This is a genomic window from Weissella hellenica, from assembly GCF_005405545.1.
Taxonomy (GTDB): Bacteria; Bacillota; Bacilli; order Lactobacillales; family Lactobacillaceae; genus Weissella; species Weissella hellenica.
In genome coordinates this window covers 15891-32884 of the sequence record NZ_BJEG01000018.1, presented here as the reverse complement: position 1 = coordinate 32884, position 16994 = coordinate 15891, and the positions used below count along the sequence as shown (strand labels likewise).

Below are 16994 nucleotides of genomic sequence, written 5' to 3'. Positions count from 1 at the left end.
TAATTGGATTATTAATCATTGGTCTTGGTTGTGCACCAATTTTTCCATCACTAATTCATGCAACGCCAACAACATTTGGTGAACATAATTCACAGTCAGTTATGGGATTCCAAATGGCTAGCAGTTACTTAGGAACAACATTTTTGCCGCCGTTATTTGGAATTATTAGTGGTCATTTATCAACGAATTATTTCCCGTTATATATTTTAATATTCGTAATTGCTATGATTATAACTAGCTATAAAATTCCATTTAATCGATTTGCAAACAAATAAGATATAACAAAATAATATAAAAAATGATTATACTTAGCGGGTATAATCATTTTTTATATTGATAATTAATAATTAAACGAACTTTTTATCAAAAAATTGCTTGTTTATAAATCAGCAGTAAATCACATTAAACAGCAGTTCATGAAGGGGACTATGACCTAAAATAAAGCGTAAAATATTGGTTCATAAAAACACGCTTATTCTAGTTTACATAATATATATTATCATAAGTTAAAGAGGTGTGGTATTGTCAAGTATTTAATGCAACTCAAGTAATTTTGATGCTTTTTTAACGCTTATAAAGTCTGATTTGCTAGTATTCAGCCAGTTTTTTAACGATTTAATGACATTTTACAATTTTTCACGATAAATTTGTGTTTTTTACATTAATTTAGTAATCAGCTTCAATATATCGTCCTTAAATTAGCAAAATTAAAAATTATTGCATCTCTTTATATTTTTTAAGCGCACAAAAACCAGCCTCATTATGCTGTTTTTAAAAAATAGCTTTATCAGGCTTTTGCAACGATATTTGTTAAACTACTAAACTTACTTCATGCAGTTACTTTCAAGCGCCTTGTTGCCCGTTTAAACAGATAATTTGGGGATTTCTGACTCTTAACAGCATGTGTCAGCGGTTTACTATTAATCTCGTTGATCACTTGGTTAACTTGTTGCTGCGTGACATCACTAAACAAAGTGCCTTTGGGAAAATACCATCGGGCGCGTAAGTTTCGATTAGTCCGCTCATTAGTTGCTCGCTCGTACGGCGCATAAGTATTGGCCACGTATAAATCCCCTAAATAACACAAAATAAACTTCACCACACGACTATTCACAAATTCGTGCCCATTATCGCATGTGATTGATTTCACATAACGACCATACTGATGTTTAAATTGACTAAGTACCCTCACAATTTCCAAAGCACTCTTGGATTTTACTTTAATAGCTACTTGATAACGGGTTTTACGTTCAACAAAGGTAATTAATAAGGAGCCCTGATGATTTTTGCTTTCAACCCCATCCATTTCCCAATGACCAAAAGTACGACGCTGATTAATTGATGCCGGCCGCTCATTGATACTGCGTCGTTGTCCAATATACTGACCAACTTCTTCCGGTGTGACAAGCGGTCGAAAAGACCGATAACGACGTTGATATTTTTTTGCTAAAGGTCGTCTGTATTTATTCAATGCCCGGTTTATATTACGACGATACCGTTTCCCTTGCATTGGCAAATCCTGGTTTGATAGCCCTGGAATTTTATTCTGATTGATCCAGGTATAAATCACAGTTGTATTTGAAAATAAACGCCGATGCTTTGCAACCACTTGACCGGGTGTAAAATGATGCTGCTGTATTTCTGTTTGTAAAACTTGTTTTTTATAATTAGTCAATGACGAAGGTCTACCAGCATGATGCCGCCGATTTTGGGCGCGAAATTGCGCATCGCGAGCACGGTACATAGATTTCAGTAATTTTGTTGGATAACGTAAATTATCTTTTTTATTATCTGCAGTGCCTCGTCGGATTTCTCGCGTGATTGATGAACGGTTTCTGTTTAATCGTTCAGCTATTCTAATTAATGAATAACCTTCCTTAATCAATAGTTCAATTTTTATTCGTTCTTCATACGAAATGGATTGACTCATAACATTTGACCTACCTTTTAAATCATATTTCTTTAAACTATTTTCATGGTTAATTTCAATTATAATAAGCAATATTACTCCAATTGCACTGTTATTAGATGAATTTGAATTATCGTTACTGGACAAGGTACCACTTAATACAATAAAAATGGTCGTAGAATGCGTTTCTCAACACTCAAATACGCACAAAAAAGCAATTATCTATATTTAATTTGCTACACAAAAAATTCCATTTGTTCAATGTATAAAATATCATGAATTGGAAATAATTTTGAATTATTTGATAGTACGACATTATTATCTTAAAATTCCAATACCTGACCTTGTTAAAGCAGTACTTAATAAATATAATGTAGAGCCTTGCTCTTTAAACTCTTACTAAATAAGAAATTCACTATCAGCGGTGGGTTTGTGTACAGGCAAAACATTTCAATATAAAAGATGTCACTCCCTCAATTGGTAACCTTAATGCCATTGGCATGATTTTGTACAGATATTTTTAATTAAATTTTTCTAAGCGATATAAAATACTATTACCGTTTTTAAATGAATAACCCATTTTTTGGTAAAATCCTAAACCGGTAATTGAAGCGGGAATTTCAATGCGCTTGGCTCTTGTAAAATATTCGTCCTGTTCTAATACTTGGATAAGTTGCTTACCAATTCCTTGTCTTTGATACTTAGGCGATACAAAAATATTAAACAGGCTACTTTCATCATTTTTATCCCAATATGCACCAATTGAACCAACTGCAATAATCTTGTTTATTGAATTATCAATAAATACATAGCAGTGTAAATATTTTGCTCTCTCTATAAAATCTTGAGCAGTAAGTCTTTTTAGATCATTGTCTAAATATTCTTTAGAATAATCCCTTATATTGGTAGTTAACATAGTTTCCTTAACTACATTTGCAACTTCTTCTGCGTCTGGATCCTTAAATGTTCTATGTTTAATCATTGTAACTGTTTAATCACTGTTTAATCATTGTAACTATTTTCCTTCATTTAATTTAAATAATTGAGACTTATTATACTCTAAGATGATTACCTGACATAACGATTCGTTCTTTACCAACTTGGCTAATTAACGTAATAGTTGTATGTGACGGCAAAACCGGGTCACTTACTTCAAAGTAAACCGGTTTCTTAGTATTGTGTTGAAAAGCCTCAACATATGCACGTGCTTGGCTAGGCTTCTCAGCTAGGATACGGTACTCATTCATAACCTGTCTTTCGAATTTTTTCATCAAGTTCAGCAAGTGCAACTTGTGTTTCATGATAACGTTTTTGCTTTTCTCGGCTGGTCATAAAACACAAAACACTCATGAAAAAGCCAAAACATACAAACACTAAGCCAAACTTTACTTCTCCCTGATTAAACATGTCAACTGCTATAAAACTTGGTGCAATGTAAAAAAAGAATGACCACATATAACCAAAATAATAACTAAGCCGTTGCTGCAATCGTTTTAATTTAAAGAACATTTTACGTCCCCCTCTCCTTTGATGTTTAATGTCTTATTAGTTGCTGATCATTCGGCAATCATCATGATCAGGAATCGAACCTCATTCAGTTAAAAACTGACCACCAGGCATGACGGGTTTGCTCACAATTGTGAGACATGTTCAGTTTCTTTTTGCCGACTTTTAAATGGATGCAACCACTTCGCTAACTTTGCTTGGCGGGCTTGTTGTGCCAATTGTTGATGCTGCGCTAAATCAACTTGATCACTCTGCAAGCGATGCTCATATTGTTGATTAACGGTGGCCAATTGTTGCTTCACACGTTCTAAGTCTTCCTGTGCTGTTTCAGCGCGGAACTGCCACTTAGAAGATTCTGCTTGCAACTGACCAATTTGACCTTCTAGGTCTATTCTAACCGATTTGAGTTGATCATGGCGTTCCTCAAGATTAAGCACTTCAGCATTGGCAAATTTGCAAGCGTTCCTTTTCAGCTTGTGCTTGGTCAGAATTCTGACGGATGCCAAGGGCCTGCTCGTGTTCTTGAATAAAATCTTGACGGCGCACTTTAAGACCACCTGATAATTGTCGATAAGTATTCGTCAACAATTCGTTGGCTTCTTTTTGACCAGTGACAATTTGATCTATCACCTTATGGCGTTTAAATTCTGCTTGATTGTAGCGTAATTGTTGCACTTCCTGTTCAATATATTGCGTTTGAGTTGTAATAATCTGGGCAATCTCATGCTGAATAATTTGATCACGGTCGGCTGTTAATTTCTCCGTGGTCTTAGCTTTATCAGCCGTTAAATTTTGTTCAAGTTTAGCTAATGTTTGTGTATGGCGTTGTTCTTCATCTGCCACAGCTTGTTGATAATCGGACTCTAACGCTTGTAGTGAATTATCTAAGCGTTCCCCATAATCTTTGGTATGCCGTTGCGTCACTTGTTGTTTAACAGGGGTTTGCCAATCAGTCGCAAGTAACTCATCAATGGCTTGCGTATCCTCATGCACATCAGCAATGTTTTGCGTCAAAGTTTCTCGATAAGCATCGGCCACTTTATCAGCAGTTTGTTGCATGAAAGTATTGGCCTCTTGTGTTTCCCGTGCCATCATCACATCAACATAGTTATCACTTTCCGGAACTACAACCTGTTGTTCATCAATTGATGCGGTCTTAAAAAACGACGTTTTCACATCAAAAGCCTTAATCAGACTTGCAATGGTGACCGTACTGTTATCAAATTGTGCTTTAACCGATTCATCATTAACTACTGCAGGTGTTGCTTCTGATGATGCTTGACTAGTGGCACTAACTGATTCAGATGCAGCTTCTGATGATTTCACTTCTGGTTTCGTCGGTGTTGCTTGCACATCATCATTACTTGCCTGCTCGTTAGCTTGCTGGCCAACGGGTGCTGCTTCGCTAACAATCAAACGTTTAGGTAATAAATGAATAATTTGATTATTTTCTACGGCTTCTACATATTTTTCTTCACTTGGTAATTCTGGTAACTCTTGATAAGCAAAGCCACCTAAATCATGACTGGCTGCCAGAAAACTGGTTAAGGCTTCCGCTAAGTCAGTATAAGTCAAATCATCATCTAAACGAACTTGTTCATCATTCAAAACTTGATTGACCGTTTCCACAACAAAATTTTCCATATTCGGCTTAACAGTGGCTTTTTCCCACGTGATACCCGTTTCAACCACCTTTTTGGGATTTTGCGGATCAACTGTTAAAAAACTAACGTCACCTAACGGGACAACTTCAGCCGTTGCCGTTGCCACGGTTTGTTGTAATTTTTCTGTCAGTGCTTTTAATTCATCTAATTTTAAATTCGGCCACGTTTGTGCAATTTGACCGGTTTCTGCAATGATATTTTTGATTAATGGATTTTCACGATCCAAGTTAGATTTAACAATCTGTGCCCGATAAGCGCCTAAATCAATCGATGGTCGTTTTCTTGTTTTCAACCAGGGCATATCTGACCTCCTTTCGAGTTAATTTGTTCCTTTAAAATGGCCATTGCCAAGTAAAGCCACCACCAGCACTGGTAACGGTTTGAACAATCCAGGTAACCCCCAAACCTAAGCATAAAATGCCAACGATGCTGGCTAAACCAATCATCACCTTTTTGGTACCAGAAGCATGTAGCATTTGATTACCTGATGCCATCATAGCAATTCCTAAAGCAGCCCCAATCGCCCCTAAAACAACTGTTAGTAGAATTAAGAAAGTAATAACCTTACTTCCGGTATTCTTAGCAGTTTCTTCTAGTGCAGCAGCATGAATTAAAGTGGCTTGACTGCTGACCAATAAAGCCGTCCCAGCATTAAGAGCGGTTGCGGTTAATCCTCGTGACCAAGGTTTTGTTACTGTTGTCATAATGTGACCTCCAAAAAAATTATTGTCACTATCCCTATTGCAACCCTATCGTAACGAATTTTTGAAAGTCTATGTAAAAGTGTCCCAAAGAAATTTTTAAACTAAAAAGAACAACCGTTCAACTTGGCAGTACAAAATACCAAGTGAACGGTTGCTCCTTAAAATCTAATTACCTAAGTCTTTTAGAAATTTTTAGGTTTTAAAAAAGACTGATAACCCTCATTATTATTAAATCGAATAATATGATCATTCATTCTAAATTGACGGCTACCATGTTGATCAGCTTTGACCATTGCGGTACGTAAATGAACTTGTGTCACCCGTAAAAATTCACTTAACTCAATTAGATTACTAAAATATTTAACATAATCAACAATATAATGACCCTGTGCAGAATTTTGCCATAAAGCATGTCCTAATTCTTTTGCAGCTGGACTACTTAAATCCCTCTGACCAGCAGCCATAAGTTGTGGTATCCAATTCATATCTGCCACCTTTCTTATTTACATTTGCTAATCAACTGTTTCCGTGCTATCAACAGCGATATTGTAGATGCCTTGTTGCTCAATTTTCACTAATTTATTAGTCTCACCATCATACGTTATCTGAAAGACTTTCACCGTGTCTTTGCCATCTTCATCTTCAAAATTCAATCTTTGTGTTGTATAAACCGTAGCTTCTAATTGTTGATCAGTAATTTTTGTCGGGATAATTTGATTTTTTACAAAAGTTGACTGTAAGCCTAATTGACGGGTTTTACTGTACTTATCTTCTTTGAATAATTTTCGATTATCATACACAGCCTGACTGACCACTTTTTTGGCTGCTTTACGACGATGATTATAACCTTTTTGGTCATCGTAATTAAAGTAAGCGCTCATAAAGGTATCCAATCGTTTTTCTGTTTGACTATATAGGGGGCGTTCCCGTTCAAATTTGGATAACTTTTGCTGCGTTTGTTGCTGCTATAAGTGGTCTTGTTGTTCGGTTTGTGTTGCTTTTTGATTGGCACCCATGAAAATAAAAACAAAACCGATAACAATTGCCACCACGCTCAAGCCACCCCAAATAAAATAAAAGCGCTTAGTAGGTTGTGTCGTTGGCGTTCTCACTTGCTTTCACCTCTCCTAATTGAATATCTTCGACGCGTAATTGCTGCTGGTATTTACTTAATGTGACTAACACCGTAAATTTTGCTTTCATATGCCGGGTTTTCGCTTTTCTATCATCCGAAATACCAAAAGCTTCAATTTCAATCTGACCATCACCGACAATTTCGCCATCGGCCATTTTGTTAAAATGCAAATCATGCTGGGTTAGTTTCATACCGCTATTCATACCAGCCAATGCTTGAATCGCCGTATAAGCATCAGCATTACCATAGGTCTCATCTTTGGCAGTAATATCACCTTTCTTAGTTGCACTGGCTAAGGCACGGTCTAAAAAAGCTACCGTCCGTTTTTGATAAATGGCATCATTAACCAATTTTTCTTGCTTTTGCTGTTGTTTTTGCGTCGCTCGTTGTTTCTTTTGCACTTGTTGTATTTGATTATGCGTAGTCTGTTGTTGTTTGGTTTGTTGCTGCCAGTAGATAATCGCTAACCCGGCAAAGAGAACACTTAATCCTAAAACCAATTTGACTAGGCCGCGATATAGCTTTGGTTTATCCATCAACCTTTACTCCTTTATTGCTTTAATAACTTTTGTCAATCGTTGGGGATTATTGGCCCCCGAGTACCGCGCTACTTCTTGACCACCTCTTAAATGAATCGCAGTTGGCACTTCAATGACGTTGTATTTTTGATATAATTTTGAGTCTTTCGTGTCGACAATCACATAATGATCGGCTTGGCCTTGTTTAATCGTTCGATTGACTTGGCGGACGACTTGCTGACAGTTGGGACAACCGGTTTTGTGGAAAATCAACACAACGTCATCTTGCGTTGTTTGTTGTTGCCGTAAAATTTGTTGCGGTTGCTTGGTGTCATGGTAAGTGTAGTTCTGCCAGGTCCAATATCCACCAGCTGCAATTGCTAGACTGGCTAATAAGACGACAATTGTTTTTGCATATTGTTTAACTTTCATCATTCACCTACTTTTTGTCCTTGGTTTGATCCGTTGAAAATGGTCCGGCAGGTACGGTTTGGCCTTTAGCTGGGACCGCTTTGCGGGGTACCTTTGATAGATAATCACCACCACTAACTAAACCATCAGATTGTGGGGCAAAGGCCGGCTTCTTTTTGTTGACACCGAAATGCACGTGCACACCTGTTGCTAATCCAGTTTGTCCTTGGTGTGAAATATGTTGCCCTTTATGGACGGTATCCCCTTTATTAACGACGATGGCACTTTGTGAAGGTGCGTGACCGTAATAGGTATAACTGCCATCATTATTTTTAATCACGACATAATTACCACCGGTTGAATCCGAGGTTTTGGCATACACCTTACCGTCAGCAACGGCATAAACGTTGCTGGAATCACCCGTTTCCTTTGCGCCGACCGATTGGAAATCCACCCCATAATGTGGGCTACCGCCGGCACCTTGGTAATTGGGATACCCACCGGTGATATTGTACTGTCCTTTAATTGGTAAACCAGAACTCGTCCCCGTTGCAGGTGGGCAATTATTTGGATTTAAGGTTGCCCCACCTTGAGCCGTGTTTGAATCACCACCCGTTAAATCTGTTAAATTGCCAGAAAAATCTAACTTAAAAATTTTTTTGACCTTTTGCGCCGTGGCTAAGGTTTCCGTGACTTTTCGTTGCGGATCAGAAGCAGCAACACCTTCAAAATGCACGTCCCAGGCTTCCAGTGAGTGGGTTAAGTCAGCATTGTGCATATCCGATAACGTCGCTGCATGCGTTGTTTTCAATTCTTTAATGGCTAAGTTGATTTGACTATCCACATTGTCTTGCGTATCTTTATACCGGTTACCATTCACATTACCGGCACCCCATTGCCAAATTCCTTTCACTTGACCGCTGGGATTAACAGCTTTGGGATTGAATTGACTTTCACGCAAACCAATGGCTAACGCAGCGGCAATGTTATCACCACTCATATGGAGCTCATTTTTAAATTTATCAGCTGCGGTTTGCATTGCTTTGTGGGTATTGGACTTACTGTCTTTCCAATCACCCCCAATGCCTGCACCGGACGGTGTATCGTTATTGCTGGTGTAACAGACGCTACTATCATCACCGCCGCCACCGGCTAATAAGTTAATGACCACCAGAAAAAAGAAAAACAAACCCAGTAAAACAAGTAGTACCGGAATTAAAACTTTAACCCAAAACCAAATTGTGATGGCTCTTTTCATCAGCTAACCCCCAATCGCTTGCAGCAACAGCATAATGCCCAACACTAAGAAAATCACGAGGGTGATTAATAATAAGCGCAGTGTGCGTTTCACCACAGCTGGATCTTTTTTAGGCCACTCGCCAGTCTCCTTATAGTGCTGGTAATCACGTTCTACATCTGCACGAATCGTACTAGTCTTGTAGCGATGCAAACGACTGACTGCTGGTTTCTTTTCTTGTTTACTCATATTAGATACCCCCACCATACATCCGTAGTTCATCATCGGTTGGTCGATAAGCCGTAATAAAGATGGACTGGAAACCACGTAAGATTAATAGAAATTGTCCTACTTGCAGCATTGGTAACGTATTTAATTGATCCGGCGTGGCATCTGAACGACTCGTCACGTTGGCATAACGGTTTTTATCATCTTCTGGTAACCGTCCAATGTGATGATTTTGAAAACGATTGAAAAAATCGGTCATGGCACGGGCTTCTTCTGAATCTTGTTGTTGTCCTGTTGGTAACACGTTTTTAAGTCCTGGGAAAATCATAAACAAGCCAAAATAATTCTTACGTTGCTGTTGCATCATTTTGTCGGCAAAGGAAATGCCTAATGGATTCGTATAATTGATGACGTCATCCGCTTCATCCTGAATCCACCAAAAATATTTAGGAGCTGCTGTACCATCTGCGACGGTTTCTTTGGTGAACTCACCACGCTGTTCACGTGCAAGTTGTTCATACCCATTCATCACGACATAGGAATTCATCAAGGACATAATACTAAAATACTGGGCTGCATAAACCTTGGGGTCCCATTCGGACATCCCAGCAGTATCGAACATGATAAGTTGTTCATTTGATAAATCAGGAACGTTTGTATGCCCATTAACCTTTGAACCATACTGGTTTAATAGATTATTAAGGACCATCACAATGTTATCTAGGCGTTCCCGATTATTCCCCGTAAAATCACGAGCATTCAACAGACGCGCTTGCAGATAACTGATAAATGTTTCTAACGTCGGATAAGCATTGGCATCCAAACCAATAATCCGTAATTCTTCTGGGTGATCTTCTGGTGAATATGACCACATTTCTTGATCTTCGATATAAAAGCGACGTAATTCATCCATGAATAGATTTAATTCACCAACACCTGCTTCAGGATTTAACGTGGCATAATACGTTTTGACTTTTTCTAAGTGTTGTAAGAAAGAATTAATCACATCAATTTGGCCATTTTCATCTAGGACCGTCCCGAAGACATGCAGGATATTAACCCGATTTTGGGAACCATCCATCGTTAAAATCAGTCCCCCTAATTGTTGAATATGTGGGAAATAGCGACGGGTCCGATCAAATAACCAAATCGTATCACCACGGGCAAAGAGTGGATCTAATTGTTGATGCATCCAGGTTGATTTTCCTGAACCGGCGTCACCAATGATTAAGTTATAAGCCGTTGTGCGGTGTTTACCATCAGAGTGGCTCGGGTCAAATGTCACTTCGCCACCTTGAAACGTCGTAGCCAAGTTTGCACCACGCGCGTCTGCCAAAAACGTTTGATTAAAGGCATAGGTACCCGCCAATGAGTAAGATTTCATCGGAAAACCCTTATCTTTCAACGCTAAATCTTGTACTTTCATTGCAGGTACAAAGAATTGACGCATGTGGTTAGCCATTTCACCGGCATAAACCATTGATTTATAGTTACTCAACCGTTGGCGGAAGGCGTCTAGTTTTGTGCGTAATTTTTCAATCGTACGTTCCGTAAATAACACGCGGACATACAAACGCTTATAAATTTCTTGGCCATTCAACGCATCGTTTAAATCGGCCATATTTTGTTGGTATTCATTGCTAGCCAACAACTTGCGTTGGTCATTTTGCCATTTATCTCCTAAAATTGCATTGTTAGCATTAGCTGCGTCTTGCAAGGCTTTTTCTACTTTGGCACGACTTTCGGTACCCACTTTAAGAATCGTAATCGTGTTATCCGTATCCAGCAGATTACGGAACCACATTTGTTGTTGGGTTTCTTTGGGATAATCATAAATCGTCACGATGGTGCCGACTCCATTACCAAAATGAATATAATCTGAATGGTAAATAGTTGGACTCGGATTTTGAACCTGCCAGATTAAATCTAAGTCATACCCTTGATTGCGTAATTTAGCCGCAACACTGCGTTTCATAAGGAGCCTCCTTTTTAGCTATTGATTTAGTTGTTGTGTTGGATCTTGTAAGATTTGCAACATCGTCTTTTTTTTATCTAATGACATTGGTTGAGCTGTGATTGCCCGTCCGCCGGAATTCATAAAGATTTCTCTGGCGGTCCGGGTTTCGGCTGCGGACTCCCCGTAAATAAACGCCGTATAACTTTGGTGCTTCACGTTTTCTGCTACATGTCGTAAACTTTCTATTTGGCGTGTAACTAATTGATAACGCAGTTGTAGTTGACGGTAACGACGTTGATCAGTAGTCTGTGCCATTTCTTGATCAATCGCTTGCCGATTAGCTAACCAAGCCCGTTGTTGAATCGTTGTTTCGGCTGCCATTCGTGTGATGATAATATCAAAATCACTGGTAAACGTATTGAGCAGTAAATGATAATCTCGAATAATATTAGAAGCCCTTTCAGAACCGACCCCATAAACGAAATCTAAATCCTTCCCATAAATCGTTAACATATCCATATAGCCAACATCTTGTTTGTTTTCACCTGCTAACACTAACAAGTTATCGTCACCTTCGAATCGTTTAAACGGCAATAAATCTAAAACACCGACTTGCGGCCGGCGTAATTCGGCAAGTTGCTTGAGAGAAAATTTTTGCTTTTTGGCTTTTTTGAATCCCATTTAATCCTCCTTCTCCAGTGGCATACATTTCATCGACCCATGAAGACTTTGTGAACTCACGGTTTTAGGACCACGCACAAACACTTCATCAATCACTAAACTATTGGGGTTACTGGGTGCTGGTAGAATCGCATAAATTGCAGTCACGACCATAACCACCAGAAAAAAGCCTTTGGAAAAAGTAAATTGATAAGAAAATGCTTTGGAGAGCATGATGTACGTAAAGAGGAAGAAGCCCCCCAGTACGGCGAGTCGTTCAAAATTTAAAAATAGCAATCGAGGTTGTTTTTGCCAGATATTGTTACCTGGTGAAAATTCACGATAATTGTAACCTTGCATAAAAATGCCACCTTTCAATAATTTATTTCTTTGATTAACTACCGATATCGTAACGAATTTTTAAAAGCCTATGTAAAAGTGTCCCAAAGAAAAATAGGAACAATTTTGCACAAAAAAAGCGTTCAACATAAAGTTACGTTGAACGCTCTGTTTTAAATTTTACCCAAATGAATATTACAACTATGTAATAGTATAATCACCACAAAACATCTTCCATTACATTATTTTAAGGCTAGGTTTGTCAAAAAACATAATAAATTTTCACTATCTTGCGATTAATTTTTTCAGTTTAATATACACATTATATTTAAATTTATTTACTGGTATGTCAAAAGTACCAATCAATTGCTGTGCGACACCCTCAAATTGCGTCTTAAACTTTAAAACACCATCGGTGCCGTCAAATTTACCGTCAATACCCAAGAAATTATATGTTTTAACTCCTAATTTTTGCGAAATTTGTAACATATAATCTTGAATCTGGTAAGGCGCATAAAACTCACTATATTCTTCATATGACCCCGAGAATAAATAATCCGTCTCTTGTGGCATAATGATGAACATAGCCGCAGCAACTGGAATTACATCTTTTCCTGCGTGAATCCGCATTTGCTTACCATGTTCAATGCGTACTTTATGATTTTCCCTTTGTTTAAATAATTCACTAAGTTGTTTATCAATACGCGTTTTATTAGCAGCTGTCTCACGTTTCTGCTGTAACTTATCAATATCACGGTTGGCCTTTTCCAGTTTATCGGTCGCAACTTGAATATACTTCGAGAAGCATACTTCTGCTACTATAAACTTAATCCGATCCTGGAATTTATCATACGCTGTTTCAAAATAAATTAAATCTTTACTCAAGAAATGCCGACGTTCAGCCGTATCATCAATAATTTGTTTAAACATTGGTAATTCTTCTCTAGATAGTTCACGCACATTAACTTGATAGAGTTTATTCTTCTTTAAATACTGCTTGGCCATCTTATGGTAGCTCTTTGATATTTCCGTGTATGTTTGACCATCAATCTTTTTCACATATTGCCAAACTGTCACTCCAGTATCTTGCATCCCATACTTAAATGGTTCATGTGTGAACCCTAAACTACACATCGTATCAAGAATTTGCTTTTTAGGTGTACAAATTGGTTGGCCATCATTGTCGAATTCTTGATAAATCGCATTTGGCGACACACTTAAATACAACCCTTTATTATGTTTAGCATACTGTACTAAACCATCAAAAAAACATTGCAAAGCATCCTTATCGGCCCAATCCTTTACAATTGGTCCGTAATCTAATGAATACTTATAACCTAATTTTGTTGGGTCCCAATTAACGACCCCCCCCGCAAGAATTTCGTCTGTATCGTTCACAACACCAAATACTTTTGCTTTACGACCTCTACTTAACAATAATTCAAATTGAAAACTACTTTGACCAAAGTTCCCTAACTCATTAGTTTCCACAAACTCTTCCCATTGGTCTAATTGACTATCTAGTTCTTTAAACTTCATAATTTTTCGAAAACCCATCCTATATTTATTGATAATAATACATATTTGTAAACAATATTAATTGTACACCATGATTCACTGAAACTAAAATAGCTTAAAAAATTCAATGAAAATTTAAACTGTTTGGTGACTAAAGTTACTCTAATAAATAATTTTCATTACTGTAAAGTGATAGGAAATCCAGCACTAAGATATAAGATAACTACTTAATATATAAGGAAAAAATCATCTCATATTCAAAAAAGCCTAAGAACTAAGTGCTTTGTAGCACAGGTTCTTAGACTTGTATCTTACATATATACGTATTTTCCGTTTAAACAAACTACTTTTGGTTACTAATTTTTTTACGAGTAATGAAATAAACTGTACAATTACCGGACTAATTGATTTACATTTTCCTTCACGTCAGGATCCTTTTGTGCTTGTTCTGGACTCTTAAAGTACCAGTTATAAACCGAGTCAGAGTAATATGTTATTCCCGAATTAAATTTATTGTTACCGTAAGTTTCATGATAAATACGACCAATTCCTCCATAACCTTGTTGTTTATCAACTAAACGATTGTTGTCAAACAAGTGATTAGTTCCTAATTTAGTTTTTTCTGCGGTTGTTCCGTCAGCTCTAGTTTTAACTCCTATATTATATTTATTAAAAAAGTAATTTTTTATTTGTTTTGCTGACCAAGTCGTCCGATATAGTGTGGGATCATCCTTGCGTAAATGTATATAATGTCCAGCTGGTGTCTTTTCAAACTGCTTATCAATTTCCAATTTGTTAAAAGCCTCATCTGATAAAGGTTGATTGTGTTTATAGATACCATATGAAACACCACCAGCGACAACAACAGCTGCTGCAATTAGACTAATTAGCCATTTAATTTTTGTATTCATGTTTTACCTCCGACTGGTTCTATGAACGTTGTGGATTATCTTTTCGGGGATAAACCTGTCTTAGATCTTGTTTCACTTCCTTTTGCAGATTATTATACGTGTTATTGGTTGCGCGTTGGTTTGTTTGCACTCGGTTAGTTGGCTGAACAGTACCTCGTTGACTAGTTGTCCGCTGCGAAGTTACCCCTTGATTATTAATTGGTTGGCGATTAGTTCCCACTGAATTAACTGGTTGTACCGGCGTTGGATTAGGCTGTGGTTGTTGCATCTGACTTGATTGCTGATTAGGCATTGCTGGCGAACTAGTGCTTGTTGGTGCAACCGTTGAACCATTAAATGAACCCATCGGCTGTGATTGAACACTTTGACGTCCAGTAGCTGACGGCATTGGTGTCGTTTTTGGTGGGTTAACTACCGGTCTTGCAGCTGCTTGACTACCATTACGACTAGTGACAGAAGCTTGTGGCGATTCGCTTGAACCACTGCTATTTGCCACATTATTCGGTAAGATAAGCCCTGGTTGTCCACCCGTTGCTGTGTTACCAGAACCTACTACACCGCCATTTTCAGGTTGATCACCGGTTGGCTGGTTAGTTTGCGCCATGGTACCTGCATTACCACTGATTGCTCGCCCTGGTTGTGTACCGGGATTATGTGCTTGTGCTGGTGTTCGTGATCCGCTGGTACCAGGTACCGCTTGCGTATCACTAGTGGTATTGGCACCGGTAGTCGTCGCTCCGGCTGCTTGACTAGCTGTTTCAGGGTGATCTGCACTGGTATTTGGTCCACTAGCAGCTGCATTAATTGGCAAACCGCTTGTCCCAAGACTATTTGCCGATGTAGCTGTTTGTTGACCTTGACCACCACTGGCACCACCTTGTACTGCTTGCTGTGTTGCATTACCACGTTTACCAGCTTGACTAACTTTTTCCTTCATAGCCTGGGCACCACTAGCAACTTTCTGACCACCAGCCATTGCTTTTTGACCACCTTTGGCAACACCATGTCCAACAGCACCCGCTGTCCGCACGGCCGATCCAGCCAATCCTTTGGATGCACGACCAACACCTGCGGTGGCCGCAACGGCACCAATGAGGCCACTAGCCGTGCCACCATGACCCGTTGGCATACCCGCCCAGTCGTCAATCAAAGCAAATCCTGATAACAACCCTTTACCGGCAGCTAACAATAACGCCACGCTTACCACAGTATAAGGTCCCCAAGAGAGATTTTGATCGTTAATTGCTATCATACCCCACTGTACGAAAGCAAAGAATAAAACCAAATTTAAAGGCAACAAAGCCATGCCTAAGATACTGCCTTCCATCACATGCAGAATTTGCATCGCCTTTTTACCTTCCATATCGCGAAAGGCTAATGCTAGTAAGGTTAGTGAATAATAAGCTAACCGGAAGAAGCGCACAATTAGTTCAATAATTGCTAAGAATCCGACAATCGCAAAGACAATCTCTGCTGCAATAATGCCAATCCAGTTTACTTTCACCCGTGGGTAGACTTCTTCAGTCCCTTTTAACCAACCGCCTTTATCGACTTTCTTGATTGAGCTTTCTCCTTGTTTATTCGCAAAAACATCTTTAGCCTTATCCTTCATACCCCTTTTGGCATCGTCATCAATAGTATCCGTAAAGATGGATGACTTAACAATCGCATTGGATGAATTTTTTTGAATTGGGCTATAATCATGAATTTTTTTATCATCCACATTGAAATTAGCCTGGGCCACCTTTTTAAGATCAACAGAGTTATTTTTCCAAATATCGGTCAAAATACTATGACTCCCTGACCGAACATCCGTTGTACTGGTACCACCTAAAAGTTCCGTATTCATACTTTTAGCGACCTGGGTACCACCTGAAATAAGTAGTGGGACCATTGCAATGATAATCACCGCTGTTACAATACCGGCTGGCCATTCTTTACCTCGACGACCGGAAGTTAAATTAAATTGAATCACTTGAATTGCCAACATCAAAGCTAAAATAATAATCCCGATCATAAAGAAAATACCAATATACTGGGTTAATCCGTATCCGGACATATCTTGTCCTGAACCATCGGCTTTGGTAAATAGACTACTAAAATCCATTAGTTTCCAAGCTGCATGCCAGGCGGTTAGTACGGCGTTTGCTAAGTCATAACACAAATCAGCAATCCCTTGACACATCATCTGTAAAACTGACAAAAACATGCGTGATTTTGGTTGTAAATAATCGGCCCATGATTCATAAAACGCATTTGTGGGGCCACTTGCTGGTAGTGGTACCAATCCAATCATG

General features: G+C 38.5%; 20 protein-coding genes and 1 pseudogene. 1 reads left to right on the top strand and 20 read right to left on the bottom strand.

Annotation, left to right across the window (positions count from 1 at the left end; all coding sequences use genetic code 11):
• Window positions 1–275: pseudogene (locus tag FFM61_RS09005) on the top strand (MFS transporter); the annotation flags it as partial.
• 554 nt (window positions 276–829) lie between these two features.
• Here FFM61_RS09005 and FFM61_RS08420 read toward each other — a convergent pair.
• The 20 genes from FFM61_RS08420 to FFM61_RS08330 form a co-directional block, all read right to left on the bottom strand.
• Complete coding sequence (locus tag FFM61_RS08420; protein ID WP_137604631.1) at window positions 830–1930, bottom strand: IS30 family transposase; 1101 nt, start codon at window positions 1928–1930, stop codon at window positions 830–832.
• Window positions 1931–2429: 499 nt separating this feature from the next.
• The gene (locus tag FFM61_RS08415; RefSeq protein ID WP_074426997.1) at window positions 2430–2891 is read right to left on the bottom strand and encodes a GNAT family N-acetyltransferase; all 462 of its coding nucleotides are present in this window, start codon (window positions 2889–2891) and stop codon (window positions 2430–2432) included.
• A 70-nt stretch (window positions 2892–2961) separates the two neighbouring features.
• Window positions 2962–3156 (bottom strand): hypothetical protein, encoded by a 195-nt coding sequence (locus tag FFM61_RS08410; RefSeq protein ID WP_074426998.1) that lies wholly within the window; start codon window positions 3154–3156, stop codon window positions 2962–2964.
• The gene (locus tag FFM61_RS08405) at window positions 3149–3418 is read right to left on the bottom strand and encodes a hypothetical protein (RefSeq protein WP_074426999.1); all 270 of its coding nucleotides are present in this window, start codon (window positions 3416–3418) and stop codon (window positions 3149–3151) included. The genes FFM61_RS08410 and FFM61_RS08405 overlap by 8 nt, the downstream gene beginning before the upstream one ends.
• A gap of 122 nt (window positions 3419–3540) precedes the next feature.
• Entirely contained in the window at window positions 3541–3852 is a 312-nt protein-coding gene (locus FFM61_RS08400) for a hypothetical protein (RefSeq protein ID WP_074427000.1), read from the bottom strand.
• A gap of 1 nt (window position 3853) precedes the next feature.
• Window positions 3854–5380 carry a hypothetical protein gene (locus FFM61_RS08395; RefSeq protein WP_074427001.1) on the bottom strand — a complete coding sequence of 509 codons (1527 nt, stop codon included), beginning with the start codon at window positions 5378–5380 and terminating at the stop codon, window positions 3854–3856.
• A gap of 31 nt (window positions 5381–5411) precedes the next feature.
• On the bottom strand, window positions 5412–5783 hold the full coding sequence (locus FFM61_RS08390; protein WP_137604630.1) for a hypothetical protein: 372 nt from the start codon (window positions 5781–5783) through the stop codon (window positions 5412–5414).
• A gap of 182 nt (window positions 5784–5965) precedes the next feature.
• Window positions 5966–6268, bottom strand: coding sequence for a hypothetical protein (locus FFM61_RS08385; RefSeq protein WP_074427004.1), 303 nt, complete (start codon window positions 6266–6268; stop codon window positions 5966–5968).
• A gap of 27 nt (window positions 6269–6295) precedes the next feature.
• Entirely contained in the window at window positions 6296–6664 is a 369-nt protein-coding gene (locus FFM61_RS08380) for a hypothetical protein (RefSeq protein ID WP_074427005.1), read from the bottom strand.
• Between the two features lie 84 nt (window positions 6665–6748).
• Window positions 6749–6895, bottom strand: coding sequence for a hypothetical protein (locus FFM61_RS09000; protein ID WP_168388696.1), 147 nt, complete (start codon window positions 6893–6895; stop codon window positions 6749–6751).
• A complete protein-coding gene (locus tag FFM61_RS08375; RefSeq protein ID WP_074427006.1) occupies window positions 6867–7454 on the bottom strand; it encodes a hypothetical protein in 588 nt (195 codons plus the stop codon). Before FFM61_RS08375 ends, FFM61_RS09000 begins: the two co-directional genes overlap by 29 nt.
• 6 nt (window positions 7455–7460) lie before the next feature.
• On the bottom strand, window positions 7461–7868 hold the full coding sequence (locus tag FFM61_RS08370) for a thioredoxin family protein (protein ID WP_074427007.1): 408 nt from the start codon (window positions 7866–7868) through the stop codon (window positions 7461–7463).
• Window positions 7869–7875: 7 nt separating this feature from the next.
• Window positions 7876–9105, bottom strand: a complete 1230-nt coding sequence (locus FFM61_RS08365; protein ID WP_074427008.1) for a phage tail tip lysozyme — start codon at window positions 9103–9105, stop codon at window positions 7876–7878.
• 3 nt (window positions 9106–9108) lie between these two features.
• Entirely contained in the window at window positions 9109–9333 is a 225-nt protein-coding gene (locus FFM61_RS08360; RefSeq protein WP_063067210.1) for a hypothetical protein, read from the bottom strand.
• Between the two features lies 1 nt (window position 9334).
• A complete protein-coding gene (locus FFM61_RS08355; RefSeq protein WP_137604629.1) occupies window positions 9335–11287 on the bottom strand; it encodes a putative type IV secretion/conjugal transfer ATPase in 1953 nt (650 codons plus the stop codon).
• A gap of 18 nt (window positions 11288–11305) precedes the next feature.
• The gene (locus tag FFM61_RS08350; protein WP_074427009.1) at window positions 11306–11950 is read right to left on the bottom strand and encodes a hypothetical protein; all 645 of its coding nucleotides are present in this window, start codon (window positions 11948–11950) and stop codon (window positions 11306–11308) included.
• Complete coding sequence (locus FFM61_RS08345; protein WP_063067207.1) at window positions 11951–12289, bottom strand: hypothetical protein; 339 nt, start codon at window positions 12287–12289, stop codon at window positions 11951–11953.
• Between the two features lie 264 nt (window positions 12290–12553).
• Window positions 12554–13807 (bottom strand): peptidoglycan bridge formation glycyltransferase FemA/FemB family protein, encoded by a 1254-nt coding sequence (locus FFM61_RS08340; protein ID WP_170176043.1) that lies wholly within the window; start codon window positions 13805–13807, stop codon window positions 12554–12556.
• Window positions 13808–14178: 371 nt separating this feature from the next.
• Window positions 14179–14697, bottom strand: a complete 519-nt coding sequence (locus FFM61_RS08335; protein ID WP_074427010.1) for a hypothetical protein — start codon at window positions 14695–14697, stop codon at window positions 14179–14181.
• A 19-nt stretch (window positions 14698–14716) separates the two neighbouring features.
• A complete protein-coding gene (locus FFM61_RS08330) occupies window positions 14717–16993 on the bottom strand; it encodes a pLS20_p028 family conjugation system transmembrane protein (RefSeq protein WP_074427011.1) in 2277 nt (758 codons plus the stop codon).
• Window position 16994 lies beyond the last annotated feature (1 nt).

What these genes read in the sequence shown, in the direction of transcription:
- FFM61_RS08420 (WP_137604631.1), bottom strand. Translation starts at nt 1,930, where the DNA reads ATGAGTCAATCCATTTCGTATGAAGAACGAATAAAAATTGAACTATTG.
- FFM61_RS08415 (WP_074426997.1), bottom strand. Translation starts at nt 2,891, where the DNA reads ATGATTAAACATAGAACATTTAAGGATCCAGACGCAGAAGAAGTTGCA.
- FFM61_RS08410 (WP_074426998.1), bottom strand. Translation starts at nt 3,156, where the DNA reads ATGAATGAGTACCGTATCCTAGCTGAGAAGCCTAGCCAAGCACGTGCA.
- FFM61_RS08405 (WP_074426999.1), bottom strand. Translation starts at nt 3,418, where the DNA reads ATGTTCTTTAAATTAAAACGATTGCAGCAACGGCTTAGTTATTATTTT.
- FFM61_RS08395 (WP_074427001.1), bottom strand. Translation starts at nt 5,380, where the DNA reads ATGCCCTGGTTGAAAACAAGAAAACGACCATCGATTGATTTAGGCGCT.
- FFM61_RS08390 (WP_137604630.1), bottom strand. Translation starts at nt 5,783, where the DNA reads ATGACAACAGTAACAAAACCTTGGTCACGAGGATTAACCGCAACCGCT.
- FFM61_RS08385 (WP_074427004.1), bottom strand. Translation starts at nt 6,268, where the DNA reads ATGAATTGGATACCACAACTTATGGCTGCTGGTCAGAGGGATTTAAGT.
- FFM61_RS08380 (WP_074427005.1), bottom strand. Translation starts at nt 6,664, where the DNA reads ATGAGCGCTTACTTTAATTACGATGACCAAAAAGGTTATAATCATCGT.
- FFM61_RS08375 (WP_074427006.1), bottom strand. Translation starts at nt 7,454, where the DNA reads ATGGATAAACCAAAGCTATATCGCGGCCTAGTCAAATTGGTTTTAGGA.
- FFM61_RS08370 (WP_074427007.1), bottom strand. Translation starts at nt 7,868, where the DNA reads ATGAAAGTTAAACAATATGCAAAAACAATTGTCGTCTTATTAGCCAGT.
- FFM61_RS08365 (WP_074427008.1), bottom strand. Translation starts at nt 9,105, where the DNA reads ATGAAAAGAGCCATCACAATTTGGTTTTGGGTTAAAGTTTTAATTCCG.
- FFM61_RS08360 (WP_063067210.1), bottom strand. Translation starts at nt 9,333, where the DNA reads ATGAGTAAACAAGAAAAGAAACCAGCAGTCAGTCGTTTGCATCGCTAC.
- FFM61_RS08355 (WP_137604629.1), bottom strand. Translation starts at nt 11,287, where the DNA reads ATGAAACGCAGTGTTGCGGCTAAATTACGCAATCAAGGGTATGACTTA.
- FFM61_RS08350 (WP_074427009.1), bottom strand. Translation starts at nt 11,950, where the DNA reads ATGGGATTCAAAAAAGCCAAAAAGCAAAAATTTTCTCTCAAGCAACTT.
- FFM61_RS08345 (WP_063067207.1), bottom strand. Translation starts at nt 12,289, where the DNA reads ATGCAAGGTTACAATTATCGTGAATTTTCACCAGGTAACAATATCTGG.
- FFM61_RS08340 (WP_170176043.1), bottom strand. Translation starts at nt 13,807, where the DNA reads ATGAAGTTTAAAGAACTAGATAGTCAATTAGACCAATGGGAAGAGTTT.
- FFM61_RS08335 (WP_074427010.1), bottom strand. Translation starts at nt 14,697, where the DNA reads ATGAATACAAAAATTAAATGGCTAATTAGTCTAATTGCAGCAGCTGTT.
- FFM61_RS08330 (WP_074427011.1), bottom strand. Translation starts at nt 16,993, where the DNA reads ATGATTGGATTGGTACCACTACCAGCAAGTGGCCCCACAAATGCGTTT.